Origin of the sequence: Mycolicibacterium tusciae, assembly GCF_002086795.1 — a bacterium.
GTDB lineage: Bacteria > Actinomycetota > Actinomycetes > Mycobacteriales > Mycobacteriaceae > Mycobacterium > Mycobacterium tusciae.
Window position 1 is genome coordinate 449,295 of record NZ_MVIM01000001.1, and the last position, 15,396, is coordinate 464,690.

Genomic DNA, 15,396 nt, shown 5'->3' on the forward strand with positions numbered 1-15,396 from the left:
GTTCGTCACACATAGACATTTCGCAGAAACACAGCCGCTCTAACGTCCCGATTCGACACCCCAGCGGTGCCAGAAAATTCTGCACTCCAGCCGACGCTCATCCCCCGATGTGCGCTGCTGATATAGGGAAAGGCTGTCAATGCGACTACCACAACGGTCTTCATTGAGAAGGTCTGCGCTCGCGACGGGAAGCGTCGTCGCTGTGGCGGGCCTGCTGTTGGCGGGATGTGGAAGCAAGGCGACCGAGTCGGACTCGGCAAACGCCGAATCGTGTGTGGACACCTCAGGTTCGACCATCAAGGTGGGCTCGCTGAACTCGCTGTCGGGAACGATGGCGATCTCCGAGGTGACGGTGCGCGATGCGATCGCGTTGGCGGTCGAGGAGATCAACGCCGCCGGCGGCGTGATGGGCAAGCAAATCCAGGTCGTGGGTGAGGACGGCGCCTCGGAGCCGACGGTGTTCGCCGAGAAGGCCGAGAAGCTGATCAGCAGCGACTGCGTGGCCGCGGTGTTCGGTGGCTGGACGTCGTCGAGCCGCAAGGCGATGCTGCCGGTCTTCGAGAGTGCGAACTCGCTGCTGTACTACCCCGTGCAATACGAGGGTCTGGAGTCCTCGAAGAACATCTTCTACACCGGCGCCACCACCAACCAGCAGATCGTGCCCGCCCTGGACTACCTCAAGGAGAAGGGCGTCAAGTCGCTCTACCTGGTCGGCAGTGACTACGTCTTCCCCCAGACGGCGAACCGGATCATCAAGGCCTACGCCGGGGCCAACGGTATCGAGATCAAGGGCGAGGACTACACGCCTCTGGGCTCGACGGACTTCTCGACCATCGTCAACAAGGTCCGCACCGCCGACGCCGACGCGGTGTTCAACACACTGAACGGCGACTCGAACGTGGCGTTCTTCCGTGAGTACAAGAACGTGGGGCTCACACCGCAGGACATGCCGGTGGTTTCGGTGTCGATCGCCGAGGAAGAGGTCGGCGGCATCGGTGTGCAGAACATCACCGGACAGCTGACGGCGTGGAACTACTACCAGACGATCGACACCCCGGTGAACAAGGCATTCGTCGAGGCCTACAAGAAGAAGTACGGCGCCGACAAGCCGACGTCGGATCCGATGGAGGCGGCCTACGTCTCGGTCTACCTGTGGAAGAACACCGTCGAGAAGGCAAAGTCGTTCGAGGTCAGCGCCATCCAGGAGAATGCCGGTGGCGTCACCTTCGACGCACCGGAGGGTCTGGTCACCATCGACGGCGAGAACAACCACATCACCAAGACGGCACGTATCGGCGAGATCCGCCCCGACGGGCTGATCTACACGATCTGGGAGTCGCCCGGCCCGATCGAGCCCGACCCGTACCTCAAGTCGTACCCGTGGGCCGCCGGTCTCTCCGGCTGATTACGGTATGGATGTTCTAATCGGGCAGCTGGCAACGGGATTGAGCCTCGGTTCGATCCTGTTGCTGGCTGCGCTCGGACTGTCGCTGACGTTCGGTCAGATGGGCGTCATCAACATGGCGCATGGCGAGTTCATCATGGCCGGTTGTTACACCGCCTACGTGGTGCAGCAGATCATCTCCAGTGCCGGTGCGTCCCTGTTCATCTCGCTGGTCGTCGGCTTCGTCGTCGGCGGGGCCATGGGTGCCCTGCTGGAAGTCACCTTGATCCAGCGGATGTACCACCGGCCGCTGGACACGCTGCTGGTCACGTTCGGCGTCGGCCTGATACTGCAGCAGATCGCCCGCGACATCTTCGGCGCACCGGCGGTCAACGTCATCGCTCCGGCGTGGCTGTCCGGTGGTGTGGAGATCTTCGGTGCGGTGGTGCCCAAGACCCGGATCTTCATCCTGGTACTGGCGGTCGCGTGTGTGGCCGCGCTGGCGACGGCACTCAAGGTCAGCCCGATGGGCAGACGCATCCGGGCGGTCGTGCAGAACCGCGACCTCGCCGAAACCAGCGGCATCTCCTCGCGCAAGACCGACATCACCACGTTCTTCATCGGTTCGGGTCTCGCGGCCGTCGCCGGTGTCGCGTTGACGATGATCGGGTCGACCAGTCCGACGATCGGGCAAAGCTATCTGATCGACGCGTTCCTGGTCGTCGTGGTCGGCGGGCTGGGTCAGATCAAGGGCACCGTGATCGCGGCGTTCTCACTGGGCTTCCTGAACTCGTTCATCGAGTACAACACCACCGCGTCGCTGGCCAAGGTGATCGTGTTCGTGATCATCGTGATCTTCCTGCAGGCCCGTCCGCAGGGTCTGTTCACTGTTCGCACAAGGAGTTTGGTGTGAGAACCGTTCTCGGCCGTTGGCAGACCTGGGCGGGTTTCGGTATCGCGGCGGTCGTGCTGTTCGGGGTGGCGCCGGTGGTGTTGTCCGACTTCCGGCTGTCGCTGCTCGGCAAGTTCTTGTGCTTCGCGATCGTCGCGGTCGGCATCGGGCTGGCCTGGGGCCGGGGCGGAATGCTGGTGCTCGGCCAGGGCGTCTTCTTCGGCCTCGGCGGCTACATGATGGGCATGCACCTCAAGATCGCCGACGCGCAGATTCGCGGCGACGACGTGCCCGACTTCATGCAGATCGCGGGCGTGCGCGAACTGCCCGGCTATTGGCAACCGTTCGCCTCCCCCGCCTTCACGCTGCTGGCGATCGTGCTCGTGCCGACGGCGACCGCCGCGGCGTTGGGTTTCGGCGTCTTCAAGCGTCGTGTCAAAGGTGCGTACTTCGCGATCCTGTCGCAGGCGCTGGCCGCCGCTCTGGCGATCCTGCTCGTCGGCCAGACCAGCATCGGTGGCAGCAACGGGCTCAACAGGTTTCGCACATTCTTCGGTTTCACCCTGAACGACCCGGCCAACCGCCGGATGCTCTACTTCATCGCCGCGGGGGTGTTGCTGCTGGTCGTCGCCGTGGTCCGGCAGCTCATGCAGAGCCGCTACGGCGAGCTGCTCGTGGCGGTGCGCGACGGCGAGGAAAGGGTGCGCTTCCTGGGCTACGACCCTGCCAACATCAAGGTCGTCGCCTATACCGTCGCCGCGCTGTTCGCCAGCATCGCCGGCGCACTGTTCGCGCCGATCGTCGGGTTCATCGCACCCTCACAGGTCGGTATCCTGCCGTCGATCGCGTTTCTGATCGGTGTCGCGATCGGCGGTCGCACGACGCTGCTGGGTCCGGTCTTGGGTGCGATCGGTGTGGCGTGGGCGCAAACCCTGTTCTCCGAACGCTTTCCGTCGGAGTGGACGTACGCCCAGGGGCTGCTGTTCATCGTGGTCGTCGGCTTCTTCCCCGCGGGTCTGGCCGGACTGGGTGTGTTCCTGAAGCGTCGCCGCAAAGCCAAAGTCGAACCACCTCCGGAGAAAGCCCCCGAAACCGACACCGACACGGAGAAGGTGGGCGCCAGCTCATGACCGAGGTCGACGCGAGCACGGCAAGCAAGGAACCCATCGAGGGCGGCAACGTCGGGATGGGCACCCAGTACCTCGAAGTACGGGGATTGACAGTCGATTTCGACGGCTTCAAGGCGGTCAGTAACGTCGACCTCACCTTGTTCCAGGGTGACCTCCGGTTCCTCATCGGGCCCAACGGTGCGGGAAAGACCACGGTGATCGACGCGATCACCGGGCTGGTGTCGGCGACGGGGTCGGTGAACAAGTCCGGTGTGGAATTGCTCGGCAAGAAGGTGCATCAGATCGCGCGGAGCGGGGTGGGCCGAACCTTCCAGACAGCCAGCGTGTTCGAGCAACTGACCGTGCTGCAGAACCTCGACATCGCCGCCGGTGCGACCCGATCCGCGTGGACCTTGTTGCGGCGCCGCAAGGGTGTGCTCCCGGCGATCGAACAGGCGATGCACACCATCGGGCTGACCCACCTGGCCGACAAGCCCGCCGGGGTGCTCGCCCACGGACAGAAGCAGTGGCTGGAGATCGGCATGCTGTTGGTCCAGAACGCCGACGTACTGCTGCTCGACGAACCGGTGGCGGGTATGAGTACCGAAGAGCGTGAAGAAACCGGGAACCTGTTGCGCCGCATCGGTGCCGAGCGCACCGTCGTCGTGGTCGAACACGATATGGACTTCATGCGGGCATTCGCCACGTCGGTGACCGTGCTCGCACGCGGCCAGGTGATCGCCGAGGGTTCGGTGGCCGAGGTTCAGGCCAACCCGAAGGTGCAGGAGGTCTATCTGGGGACCGCCGCGGCAGGCGCCGACGGCATCGAACTCGTCGAGGAGAACTCCTGATGCTGCAACTGGTCGACGTGCACGCCGGGTACGGCCGCTCCGAGGTCATCCACGGCGTCGACATCGAGGTGCCGACCGACGGGGTCGCCGCCGTGATGGGGCACAACGGCGCGGGAAAGACGACGCTGCTGCGCGCGGCGGTCGGCCTACTGAAGTGCAACTCCGGCAAGGTGCTGTTCGACGGTGAAGAACTCACCAAGCTACGGCCCAGCGCCCGCGTCAAGCGCGGCTTGGCGTATGTGCCGCAGGGACAGCAGTCCTTCGGCCAGCTGACGACGGCCGAGAATCTCCAGGTCGTCGCCGACGGTCGCAAGAACGGTAAGCAGCTGATCGACGAGCAGCTCGATCTGTTTCCCGCGTTGAAGGAACTGCTCACGCGACGGGCCGGCCTGCTGTCCGGCGGTCAGCGCCAACAGCTGGCGATCGCTCGCGCACTCATCACCACCCCCAAATGCCTGATCCTCGATGAGCCGACCGAAGGCATCCAGCCATCGGTTGTCGCCGAGATCGAAGCGGCGATCACCGCGTTGACGCAGCGCGGCGGCCTCGGGGTGCTGCTGGTCGAACAGCACATCGGCTTCGCATTGGAATCCGCGCAGCGCTATTACATCCTGGAGGCGGGACGCGTCACGTCCAGCGGTACCGGCGGCTCGGCGTCGGAGGCCGACGTGCGCGCCGCCATGGCCATCTGATTCCCGCGACGGTCACCAAGCGCGAGCGAGCCTGTCTGCGGCCCATGCCCCGGCGATCTTTCACGGCCCCTCACCTCGAAGGTGTGCCGGTGGACGCCGCGGTGGCCGCTCGTCGGTAGAGCGTCCAGCCGCTCACGCCCGTGGTGCCGAAGGCGACCGTGCTACACGTCAACACCAATGAACCGGCGGCAAGCACGGGATTCGAATCAATACGTATGCCGACGCGCGTCCGGGGTACGTGGTAACTCGATGGCCGGCACGCAAGGAGACCTGATGAGTGATGTAAACATCCGCATACGAAGCCGCGGTGGGAAGATGCACATGCCGCGCAGTCGAGGCGCCGCCACCGGGTTGCTCTTGATTGTCCTGGGTCTGTGGGGTGCGTTGATCCCCTTTCTGGGGCCCTATTTCAACTTCGCCTTCACGCCGGACCAGGAGTGGGCATGGACAGCCGCGCGTGGCTGGCTCCAGGTGCTTCCCGGAGTGGTCACGGTCCTCGGTGGCCTGCTGCTCACGCTTTCAGATAACCGTGCAACAGCGATGCTGGGGGCATGGATGAGCGGCCTCGCCGGCGCCTGGTTTGTGGCGGGGCGCGCCGTTGCTGCGCCGTTGAACCTCGGCGCAGTGGGCACACCCGTCGCCACGACCGAGACCAAGGCCGCGTGGCTGGAGTTGACGTACTTCAGCGGATTAGGCGCATTGATCATCTTTTTCGCCGCGGTGTGCATCGGCCGGTTGTCGGTGCGGAGTCTGCGTGACATCAGACGCGCGGACGCGCCGGTGACATTGGCCGAAGACGATGCCGGTCGAGGCGCAGACCCGATAACGTGTAAATCTGTTGAGCCAGTGGAGAAGTCAGAGACTTCTACCGACGACGACCATTACGACAAGACACCGCGACGCCGCCGCGTGGGCGACTTGTTCCGTCGTCGGCACTCGACATCGGCTCGCTGATGGTCGACTCGGCACGCCGAGGCCGAGCATTCTGTCCGCCCCGCGGTGTAGGTCGTCCATGGCGCTGACAGGCGGGGGTAACCGCGACACCGCGAGGTTTCTCGAAACGATCAGCCAGCGGCGCACAGCGGTCCTCGACTCACTGCGCAGCCGGCTATGGCCGGTGCCTGCGCTCGGCGTGGTAACCGCCGTCGCTGCCGGCATCGTCCTTCCCGAACTCGACGCCGCCCTCGACACGCACATTCCCCCGACGTTGTCGGCCTACTTGTTCGGGGGCGGGGCCGATGCCGCGAGGGAGGTCCTCGGGGCCGTGGCGACATCGCTGATCACCGTGACGTCGTTGACGTTCTCGCTGACCCTGATCACGCTGCAACTCGCCAGCAGTCAGTACACGCCGAGGCTGCTGAGAACATTCGCGGCGGATCGGTTCGTCCAACGCACTCTCGCGCTGTTCCTCGCCACATTCGTTTACGCGCTCACGGTTCTGCGCACCGTCCGCAACGACAGCGACGCAGGGGCGGAGTTCGTCCCCCCGATCGCGGTGACGGTCGCCTACCTGATGGCGATGGCCAGCGTTCTGGCCCTGGTCCTTTTCCTCGGGCATCTGGTCCGTCAGATTCGGATCGAGTCGATGCTCGATCACGTCTGTGTCGACATCAAAGACACCGCTGCGCGACTGCTCGATCGACTCGACGACACCCCCGACGGCGACTTCGCTGCGTCCCCGCCCGTGCATGCGTCGATAGTCACGGCTCGATCGTCGGGATTTCTCGTCGAGGTCGACGAGCAATCGCTGCTGGCCGCGGCAGTCGACGCCGACGTCGTGATATGGATCGACCGTCCGGTCGGATCCGATGTCGTGGCGGACACGCCCGTGGCGTTCTGCTGGGCCACCGACCAGGCCAGTTCCCTTGACGAAGAGGGGTTGGCATCGGTGCGCGCGCGTGTGTCCGGCGCCCTGCAGACCGGCATCGAGCGCACCGCAACCCAGGACATCGGCTACGGGCTCCGACAGCTGACGGATGTGGTGGTGCGTGCGCTGAGCCCGGGCATCAACGACCCCACCACCGCGGTGCACGGACTGAATTCGTGCAGCGCGACTCTGTGTGAACTCGCCGGATACCGCTTGGGACGCCGGATACTGCGAGATGGCCGCGGTACCCAGCGGGTGGTGGTGGCGCGGCCGGACCTGCCCGAACTGCTCGATGTGGTCTGCAGTCAGCCACAGCACTACGGTGCAAGCGATTCCGCAGTGCTGGAGAGATTGCTGACCCTGCTGCGCGAACTTGCGTGGGTCGTGGTCGTGCCCTCGCACCGGAAGGCGATCGCCGATCGACTAGTGAGACTCGAAAGTGCAGCTGCAGAGCAAGGTTTCGACGCAGTCGACCGCAGCCGGCTCGAGCGGTGCGCCCAGCACGTCCGCGCGGCACTCGAGCAACGCTGGGCGCCAACCTGAGGCGGGCTTCCCGTAACGGTTTGCGCGGTGCGGCCCAGCGATTCTGCCGTACCAGGTTTCGCCGTTAGCGCCAGCATCAACCGAATTCTCCTTTCCTAGAGACGTATTGGGCGTCGGCACCTTCAACGGTCTGACGCGGGAACATTCCCCAGCCCCGCCGACGCTGACCAGTCGCCGACCTTGTCTTTTGCGATGACGCTGAGCGACCCATCGGACTCGAGTACCACTGCGGCGACCTGGCCGACATCACCCTGCCCCGTGGACCGGATGGCTTGGCGAATCTGGTCGACACTGACGCCCACAAGGAATTGCAACACGGCCAGCAACGCGAGTGCCGTCACGCCCTCGGCGAATGACACGTCGGAATTGAGCAGAATCGTGGCCAGGGTGGAGCCCACCGCGACAGTGACCACCAAGTCGAACGCGTTGAGCTTGGCCAGCGTGCGCTTCCCCGATATGCGCAGTATCACGATCAAGCTGATGTATGCCGCAGATCCGATCAGCACCACCCTGGCGATATCGCCGACCACATCAAACCACATGTCAGTCAACTACTTTCGTCGAATCGTCGATTCCGGCCGGCAGTTGGGAACACCCACGCGCCCGCGTCGGGACGTCGACACGCATCCGTTGACGGAGCCGGGCCAACGCGCCGTTCAAGAGTCGAGATACCTGCACCTGCGAGACATTGAGGCGTAAGGCGATTTCTCGTTGCGTCAAGCAGTCGAAGAAACGCATGCCCAGAATCGCTCGTCGCCGGGGATCCAATTCAGCGATGACTTCTCGCAACACGATGAGATCCTCAACGGCCTCGAAGCCTGGATCGTCCACACCTACCGATTCGCCGATACTGGTTGCGTGTGCTCCGTGAGGTTCGCCGCGGGGAGCATCGAGCGACAGCGGCCGGTAGGCCCAGTGCGCGGACTCGGATTGCGATATGTCGTCAACGTCGACGCCGAGTTCTCCTGCCACTTCTTGATTCGTCGGCGGTCTACTCAACTGCTGAGACAGCATTTCCACGGTGCGCCGCATCCTGAGCTGCGTCTCCTGAACCTTGCGGGGAACTCGCATCGACCAGGTGCTGTCGCGGAAGTGCCGTCGCACCTCTCCCCGGATCGTCGGCACCGCGAACGCCATGAATCGGCCCTTGCCCGGCACGAATCGGTCAACACTCTTGACCAATCCGAGTCGGGCGGCCTGCTTCAGATCCTCAGCCGGCTCGCCACGTCCGACAAATCGGTAGGCAATGTGGTCGGCGATCGGCAGACACTCGGTGATGATTTGTTGCCGCCGTCGTCGGCGCTCATCCCGGTTGGCGCAGTCGGCCATCAGCAGCAACCGTTCGTCGATGTTCGTCCTGTCCCGGCCGCGCGCGGCCGCGGCTTTCGTTTCAGCGCGCTGTGCGACGGTCATGTCGGCCTCCTTCGACGGCGCAGAAGCGACTGATGTCCTCCCACGTACTACCTGTAGAGCGCCTACCCCGAAGGAAACGAGAAACCGGACTGGGGCTTGATCGTTGCCTAATCGCAATCACGACGCGGAGATAGACCGGCGAAGGTGCCGAAAGCTCATGCGATCTGAATGCGGCCTTCAGGCGCCTCTTAGGTTGCCGAAGTAGGGGCACCGGCGCTGGCACGACTCTTTCCCGCAACCAGGTATCAACCGCGCCCCACGGGGAAACCGTGCCTTCGACGCGAGGCTGCCTCGTATCCGCGCCAGCGATCGCCGGTGACGGATGTGATCAGCGCATCGCGTCGAGAGGAGAAGACATTCAGTGCAGTTTCGAGACAGGGCTTCGGCTCTAGCGGGAACGGCGGCAGTAGCCATGTGCGCCGTCGGGTGCGGTGAGGATCCGGTGCTGGGCTCATCCAACCGCGGCTCCGGGTCACACTCACAGAGCACCACCGTGGAGAACGCCTACATCGTGCCGGCCTATGTCCCTGGCCGGTGCGTGATTCAACTGGGCGCCGGTGGCGAGCTTCGATTCACGGTGACGAACAACCGTACGGTGGAAACCGAGCGACTTCTCGGCTTGTCGACGACTGCGGCGGATCAGGCGCGCTTGATTGAGAGCGTGCCAATCGCGCCCAAATCAACAGTCAGCTTTGGTCAGCCGAACACGCACGACGCAAGCGGGCCGGCGGTGCGGTTGGATCGATTGGATGCGGATCTGCGTCCCGCTACGACGGCCGATGTCACATTCCAATTCGAGCGTGCAGGCGACCTGACGTTGCCGGTGCCGGTAGAGGCGTGCCCCGTTCAAGGGCCGTGACGAATCTCTTCGCGTCACAATCTCATCGGCGGAATCGTGCGAATCCTTCGATCAGTCAGCAGTCGGTTCGAATCTCGAAGGTAGCGGTGGCGGTTTCACCGGGATCGTCGTGATAAAACCCCTTGGCCGTTCCGGTGATAATGAAGGTGCCTTCCATGACTTCGGCATCGACCTCGACGGCGGGAGCGGTGGCAGAAGCATCCCAGGCACTTCCGGTGAATCCGCCAAGGGTGTCGATCCGCACCAGCCGGGCCTGAATGGTGTCGCCGGTGTGCACCTGCACGGTAAACCCCGGCGTCTGCTCTAGGCTTTCGATGAACCACACCCACTGCACCTGCTCGCACCTGATCGGCCGCTGATCTGCGATTTCTTCGCCGTTGATCAAGACACGTGCGGTGTGGGTGCCGAGCGCTTCATAGCCACTCGTGCATCCCGCGGCGGCGAGCGTGGTGGTCAGCGTGGCGACGGCCACCGTGAGGTCCATGCGGTGTCGCAGCGCCCTGGACAGTCGTTCATTGCTCATGTCGAGGAGTACCCGAGGCCCACCCCGTCATACTGCGCGGACACCACAGGTTCGACCACACAAGTCCATAGCGCCTGCGCCACACCACGTATGAGCATTTCTCGGCCGGGTACCGATGTCCCATGATTATGCGACTAGTAATTGCGTTCGCTGGTTTCGTGGCTCTCCTGGTGGGGATCGGCGGTCTGGTGGTGCCTGCTTCGGTGTCCCCCGAGCTAGCGGTCGTCGGCTGTGGCAGCCCGATCGATCCTGACCTGTCAGAAGCGCGGTCCCATGACGACGGGCGCGCCGCCAATGTTCCAGGTCTTGGCGGACTGGGCGACACGAACTACACCCGGCTATGTGACATGGAGCTAGAGGACCGAAGACTCGGCAGCATCCCCTTGGTGATCGTCGGCGTGGTCGCCATTGGCGTCGTAGTCGTCGTTGGCGCGCTATCCCGTCGAGAGAAGTCACCGTGCTGACCGCCCATCACTAAGCGCGAGCGGGCGTGTTTGTACGCAACACGCCGGTGATTTCTGTACAAACGCGGTCGCTCACGGGCGATGAGTGGGCATGCTGTGCAGGTGAACGCACCGACCGAGGCCAAGGTACTGATCGACACGGGCGGCCTTGTCGTCACCGACGACGGCCGGCGGGTCAACATCTTCGACCGGTGCACGGGCGCGCTGGCGATACTGGCCTTCGTTCTCGGCATATTGACGCTCGTCGTCGGTGGGTTCGGCCTGGTCGCACTCATCACCGCGGTCCCCTCGGCGTCGCTCGGCGCGATCTTCGTCGCGGTCGGAGTCGCGTTGGCGGCGGTGCTGTACCGCGTGGTCCTCACGATTCGCCGGCGCCGCAGCCAGCCGCTGCACAGTTGCCGCTCGGTCGCGGTGATCGACCGCAAGCTCGGCCTGTTCAGTTACGGCGGCGGCGCCATCGTCCCGCTGGACCAGGTGCAGTTCGCGCGCAGGATGCAAATAGGTTCCAGTTCGCCCAAACTCGTCGCGCTGACGCCCGGTGGGGTGAAAGTTCTCAAGCGCGGCAACCCTTTTGACGGGGGCGTCGGCAATGTCGACGAGGTCCTCACCAACGTCGTCCGCGGCGGTTGATCGTGCAGGTCTCCAGACGGTCCGCACTCGCCCTGTTCGCAACGGCTGTCGGCGGAGCCGCATTCGGCGTGTCGTCATGCCGATCAGCGCCGCCTGCGAGCCCGGCCGCGCTGCCCGAAAACGCGCTCATCACCCTCGGCGTCCAAGCCGGACCACCCCCGGTGCCCAACAAGACCGGGATCTCGTCCGCGCTGAAGATAGGTGACGACGTTTACCAAATCGACTGCGGTCTGGGTTCATTGAACGCATTCACGAACGCGGGACTCAAGTTCGATCAATTGCGGAGCATGTTCATCACGCACCTGCACACCGATCACACGGTCGACTACGGCAGCTTCTTGTTCTCCGGCGGCTACACGGCGTCCAAAGGCAAGAAACCGGTGACGGTCTACGGGCCGGGCCCCGCTGGCGGACTGCCGCCCAGCCAGGTCGGCAATGCCGATCCGGCGACCATCGATCCGGCACATCCGACCCCGGGCCTGGCCGAGATGACGAAGTCGCTGCAGCAAGCGTTCGCCTACACGAACAACATCTTCATCCGCGACATGGGGACCGACGACCTCCAGAAGCTGTTCACCGTCGCCGAGATCGCGGTGCCACCAGAAGCCAACTACCAGAACAGATCACCGAAGACCGCCCCGTTCCCGGTGATGTCGGACGACAACGTGACGGTCACCGCGACACTGGTGTCGCACTACGACGTCTTTCCCGCGTTCGGCTTGCGCTTCGATATCAAGAAACCCCGCGTCTCCGTCACGTTTTCCGGTGATACCACCAAATCCGACAACCTCATCACGTTGGCCAAGGACACCGACATCCTGGTGCACGAGGCGCAGTTCAGCCTCGACGACGCGTACTACGGCAACAGGTTCCCGCCGAACTACCTCAAGAGTTCGCATACCTCGGCCGTGCAGGTCGGTGAGGTTGCGGCCGCGGCCAATGCCGGGCACGTCATCCTGAGCCATTACGAGCCGACCAATCTGCCCGACTCTCAATGGACCGATGAGATCGGGAAGAACTTCTCTGGGGAGATCACCGTCGCGCGCGACGGCCAGGTGTTCGCTCTCTGACCTGTCCTCAGGAGCCCAAAGCGGCGGGAATCCGCTCGCCGAAGAGCTTTATCGCGTTACCCGAGCTGACTTTCGCCCGTGTCGCGGCGTCCATGGGATAGGACGCCATGAACTCCGCGCCCGTCTGATTGTCGTCCATCGGGTAGTCCACCGAGAACATCACGCGGTCGGCGCCCATCACGTCGAGCGTGCACGCGAAGGCCGGCGCGCAAAAGTTGCCGCTTGTGGTGACGTGAAAGTTGTTGCGCAGGTACTCCGACGGCAGATGCTGCAGGCGGTCGCCTGAGCCGCTCCCGCCGAGGCCGTAGTACCGGTCGACCCTATAGGCGGCGAACGGGAGCATCTCACCGAGGTGGCCGATGATCATCTGCAGGCGCGGGAACTTGTCGAAGAGTCCCGAGTAGATCAGCCGCAGCACGTGTGTCCCCGCCTCTGCGGCGAATCCCCACGACGCCAGGTGCAGACCGTCATCGACGTATGGGGCGAACCACGCCTCCATCACCGCGGGATGCGGAGTCGTCGGGTGAAGGTAGATCGGAGCCTCCAGCGATTCGGCGCAGGCGAACAGGGCCTCATATGCCGGATCGTCGAGATAGCGACCCTGACAGTGCCCGTTGATCAAACCGCCCACCAAGCCCAATTCCGTAACGGCACGCTCGAATTCAGCGGTCGCGGCGTCCGGGTCCTGGGTTGCCAGCGTCGCGAAGCCGCCGAATCGGTTCGGGTTCGCCCGCACGGTCTCGGCCAGGTCGTCGTTGGCGCCGCGGGCGAGCTCGATGGCGCGCGCGACGTCGGTCATCTCCTGTACACCGGGGTCGAACAGCGACAGGATCTGGAAGTCGATGCCCGCGGCGTCCATCTGCTCGAGTCGTAGCGGTCCCCGGTCGTACAACCGCTCGTAGCCGACCGTGTTGTTGGACTGCAGCCACGTCGCCACAACGTTGCCGTCGCTGGCCGGATCCCAGGCGAAATGCTCTTCGAGCGCGATCAGCGACATGACACCTCCGTGGTCGGTTCGGGTCAACCCTACGCGGAGAATTGGGCATCCTGGTGGCGATGAGCGCACCTTCGGAACCGACGATCCTCGCCGAACAGGCGCTCCCGCCTAGCTAGGCCCGGTTGAGCCGCGAAAGGACTTCTGCCAGAACGGCATCGACGACCACATCGACCTGCTCGCCGGTCGCGAGGTTCTTCACACCCACGGTGCCCGCCTCGATATCGCGGTCACCGGCGACCAGAGCTATCGACGCACCGGAGCGGTCCGCCGCGCGCATCGCACCCTTGATTCCGCGATCGCCATAGGCGAGGTCGACACGCACACCCGCGGCGCGCAACCGCGCCGCGAGCACTGCCAGCGTCACCTTGGCCTGCTCGCCGAGTGGCACCGCGAACACGTCGACGCGGGCCGTACCGCCGACGGCCTTGCCCTCGGCCTTCAGCGCCAGCACCGTCCGGTCCACGCCCAGACCAAAACCGATGCCGGACAGATCTTTCCCACCCAGCTGTCGCATCAGACCGTCATACCGCCCGCCGCCGCCGATCCCCGACTGCGCGCCGAGCCCGTCGTGCACGAACTCGAAGGTGGTCTTCGTGTAGTAATCCAGCCCCCGGACCATGCGCGGATTGACGACATACGGCACGCCCAGCGCGTCGAGATGTACCAGGACGGTGTCGAAGTGCTGCTTGGCGACGTCGGACAGGTGATCCAGCATGACGGGGGCGTCCGCGGTCATCTCCCGCACCTTGGGGCGCTTGTCGTCGAGTACCCGCAACGGGTTGATCTCCGCGCGCCGACGGGTGTCCTCATCGAGGTCAAGCTTGAACAGGAAGTCCTGCAACAGTTCCCGGTACTGCGGACGGCACGTGTCGTCGCCGAGCGACGTGATCTCCAACCGGAACCCGTCGAGACCCAGTGACCGGAAGCCGGCGTCGGCGATCGCGATCACTTCGGCGTCCAATGCCGGGTCGTCGACGCCGATCGCCTCGACCCCGACCTGCTGCAGCTGGCGGTACCGGCCGGCCTGCGGCCGCTCGTAGCGGAAGAACGGGCCCGCGTAGCAGAGCTTGACCGGCAGCGGGCCCCGGTCCAACCCGTGTTCGATCACCGCGCGCATCACCCCGGCGGTGCCCTCGGGCCGCAGCGTCACCGAGCGGTCGCCGCGATCGGCGAAGGTGTACATCTCCTTCGACACCACGTCGGTGGACTCCCCCACGCCGCGCGCGAACAGCGCGGTGTCCTCGAAGATCGGGAGTTCGACATCGCCGTATCCCGCGCGGCGGGCCGCGTCCAGCAGACCGTCGCGAACACCGACGAACTGCGCCGAGTCGGGCGGCAGATAATCCGGGACGCCCTTGGGCGCCTGAAAATCACTCACTAGTTCAAGCCTTCGAGGAAAGGGTTGCTACGGCGCTCGAATCCGATCGTGGTCTTGGCGCCGTGTCCAGGCAGTACCACGGTGTCGTCATCGAGCACCAACAGTTTTGTCACGATCGAGCCGAGCAGATCGCGCCCGCTGCCACCGGGCAGGTCCGTGCGGCCGACCGATTGCCGGAACAGCGTATCGCCGGTGAACACTATCGACCCAGTGCCCGCCCCGATGTCCGGGTCAACCCGGAACACCACCGAGCCGCGCGTATGACCCGGCGTGTGATCCACCGTCACGGTGATGCCGCCGAGTTCCACCTGCTCTTCACCGACGGCACCTCCTTGACACAGCTCAACGACCTGCTTGGGTTCTGAGAAGAGCGCCCCGAATGCCAGCTGGGCCAGCTTCGGCCCGAAATCCTTGATCGGATCGGTGAGCATGAACCGGTCCTCGGGGTGGATGTACGCCGGGCATCCGTACATATCGGCGACCTTCTGGGCCGACCAGATGTGGTCGATGTGACCGTGGGTGAGCAGCACCGCAGCAGGTGTCAGGTGATTCTCGTCCAGAATCCGTCGTAACGGCACCATCGCCCGTTGGCCCGGATCGACGATGATCGCGTCGGCGCCGGGCCGCTGGGCCAGCACGTAGCAGTTACACGCCAACATGCCCGCCGGGAATCCGGTGACCAACACGGCCTCCAGTTTTCCATCCCCGATGACGTGGGTCGCAA

Annotated in this window: 17 protein-coding genes; 11 read left to right on the forward strand and 6 right to left on the reverse strand. The window is 64.5% G+C overall.

Annotation, left to right across the window (positions count from 1 at the left end):
* Nucleotides 1–139 precede the first annotated feature (139 nt).
* From urtA to BST47_RS02195, 7 genes are all read left to right on the forward strand, one after another.
* Nucleotides 140–1,405 carry an urea ABC transporter substrate-binding protein gene (urtA, locus tag BST47_RS02165; RefSeq protein ID WP_083123540.1) on the forward strand — a complete coding sequence of 422 codons (1,266 nt, stop codon included), beginning with the start codon at nt 140–142 and terminating at the stop codon, nt 1,403–1,405.
* Between the two features lie 7 nt (nt 1,406–1,412).
* Nucleotides 1,413–2,297 carry an urea ABC transporter permease subunit UrtB gene (gene urtB, locus BST47_RS02170; RefSeq protein WP_083123541.1) on the forward strand — a complete coding sequence of 295 codons (885 nt, stop codon included), beginning with the start codon at nt 1,413–1,415 and terminating at the stop codon, nt 2,295–2,297.
* Nucleotides 2,294–3,406, forward strand: coding sequence for an urea ABC transporter permease subunit UrtC (urtC, locus tag BST47_RS02175; protein WP_083123542.1), 1,113 nt, complete (start codon nt 2,294–2,296; stop codon nt 3,404–3,406). The genes urtB and urtC overlap by 4 nt, the downstream gene beginning before the upstream one ends.
* A complete protein-coding gene (gene urtD, locus BST47_RS02180; RefSeq protein ID WP_083123543.1) occupies nt 3,403–4,236 on the forward strand; it encodes an urea ABC transporter ATP-binding protein UrtD in 834 nt (277 codons plus the stop codon). The genes urtC and urtD overlap by 4 nt, the downstream gene beginning before the upstream one ends.
* The gene (gene urtE, locus BST47_RS02185) at nt 4,236–4,928 is read left to right on the forward strand and encodes an urea ABC transporter ATP-binding subunit UrtE (RefSeq protein WP_083123544.1); all 693 of its coding nucleotides are present in this window, start codon (nt 4,236–4,238) and stop codon (nt 4,926–4,928) included. The genes urtD and urtE overlap by 1 nt, the downstream gene beginning before the upstream one ends.
* A gap of 273 nt (nt 4,929–5,201) precedes the next feature.
* Nucleotides 5,202–5,882, forward strand: coding sequence for a hypothetical protein (locus BST47_RS02190; RefSeq protein WP_083123744.1), 681 nt, complete (start codon nt 5,202–5,204; stop codon nt 5,880–5,882).
* Between the two features lie 58 nt (nt 5,883–5,940).
* Complete coding sequence (locus BST47_RS02195) at nt 5,941–7,338, forward strand: DUF2254 domain-containing protein (protein WP_083123545.1); 1,398 nt, start codon at nt 5,941–5,943, stop codon at nt 7,336–7,338.
* 122 nt (nt 7,339–7,460) lie between these two features.
* Here BST47_RS02195 and BST47_RS02200 read toward each other — a convergent pair whose 3' ends face one another.
* The gene (locus BST47_RS02200) at nt 7,461–7,880 is read right to left on the reverse strand and encodes a DUF421 domain-containing protein (RefSeq protein ID WP_083123546.1); all 420 of its coding nucleotides are present in this window, start codon (nt 7,878–7,880) and stop codon (nt 7,461–7,463) included.
* 1 nt (nt 7,881) lies between these two features.
* Nucleotides 7,882–8,751 carry a sigma-70 family RNA polymerase sigma factor gene (locus tag BST47_RS02205; RefSeq protein WP_083123547.1) on the reverse strand — a complete coding sequence of 290 codons (870 nt, stop codon included), beginning with the start codon at nt 8,749–8,751 and terminating at the stop codon, nt 7,882–7,884.
* Nucleotides 8,752–9,244: 493 nt separating this feature from the next.
* Between BST47_RS02205 and BST47_RS02210 the strand changes: the two genes are divergently transcribed.
* Nucleotides 9,245–9,610 carry a copper chaperone PCu(A)C domain-containing protein gene (locus BST47_RS02210; RefSeq protein WP_234809543.1) on the forward strand — a complete coding sequence of 122 codons (366 nt, stop codon included), beginning with the start codon at nt 9,245–9,247 and terminating at the stop codon, nt 9,608–9,610.
* 55 nt (nt 9,611–9,665) lie between these two features.
* On the opposite strand, the gene BST47_RS02215 is transcribed toward BST47_RS02210, so the two are convergent.
* Nucleotides 9,666–10,094, reverse strand: a complete 429-nt coding sequence (locus BST47_RS02215; protein WP_234809544.1) for a lipoprotein LpqH — start codon at nt 10,092–10,094, stop codon at nt 9,666–9,668.
* A gap of 197 nt (nt 10,095–10,291) precedes the next feature.
* On the opposite strand from BST47_RS02215, the gene BST47_RS02220 reads away from it, so the two are divergent.
* The 3 genes from BST47_RS02220 (at nt 10,292) to BST47_RS02230 (ending at nt 12,297) form a co-directional block, all read left to right on the forward strand.
* On the forward strand, nt 10,292–10,597 hold the full coding sequence (locus tag BST47_RS02220; protein WP_234809545.1) for a hypothetical protein: 306 nt from the start codon (nt 10,292–10,294) through the stop codon (nt 10,595–10,597).
* Nucleotides 10,598–10,699: 102 nt separating this feature from the next.
* Nucleotides 10,700–11,227 carry a hypothetical protein gene (locus tag BST47_RS30880; RefSeq protein ID WP_207568504.1) on the forward strand — a complete coding sequence of 176 codons (528 nt, stop codon included), beginning with the start codon at nt 10,700–10,702 and terminating at the stop codon, nt 11,225–11,227.
* A 2-nt stretch (nt 11,228–11,229) separates the two neighbouring features.
* Complete coding sequence (locus BST47_RS02230; protein ID WP_107528838.1) at nt 11,230–12,297, forward strand: MBL fold metallo-hydrolase; 1,068 nt, start codon at nt 11,230–11,232, stop codon at nt 12,295–12,297.
* A gap of 7 nt (nt 12,298–12,304) precedes the next feature.
* Here BST47_RS02230 and BST47_RS02235 read toward each other — a convergent pair whose 3' ends face one another.
* The 3 genes from BST47_RS02235 to BST47_RS02245 all read right to left on the reverse strand — a co-directional run bounded on the left by BST47_RS02235 (nt 12,305) and on the right by BST47_RS02245 (nt 15,358).
* Nucleotides 12,305–13,294 (reverse strand): amidohydrolase family protein, encoded by a 990-nt coding sequence (locus BST47_RS02235; RefSeq protein WP_083123552.1) that lies wholly within the window; start codon nt 13,292–13,294, stop codon nt 12,305–12,307.
* A 112-nt stretch (nt 13,295–13,406) separates the two neighbouring features.
* A complete protein-coding gene (hisS, locus tag BST47_RS02240) occupies nt 13,407–14,672 on the reverse strand; it encodes a histidine--tRNA ligase (protein ID WP_083123553.1) in 1,266 nt (421 codons plus the stop codon).
* Complete coding sequence (locus BST47_RS02245; RefSeq protein ID WP_083123746.1) at nt 14,672–15,358, reverse strand: MBL fold metallo-hydrolase; 687 nt, start codon at nt 15,356–15,358, stop codon at nt 14,672–14,674. Before BST47_RS02245 ends, hisS begins: the two co-directional genes overlap by 1 nt.
* Nucleotides 15,359–15,396 lie beyond the last annotated feature (38 nt).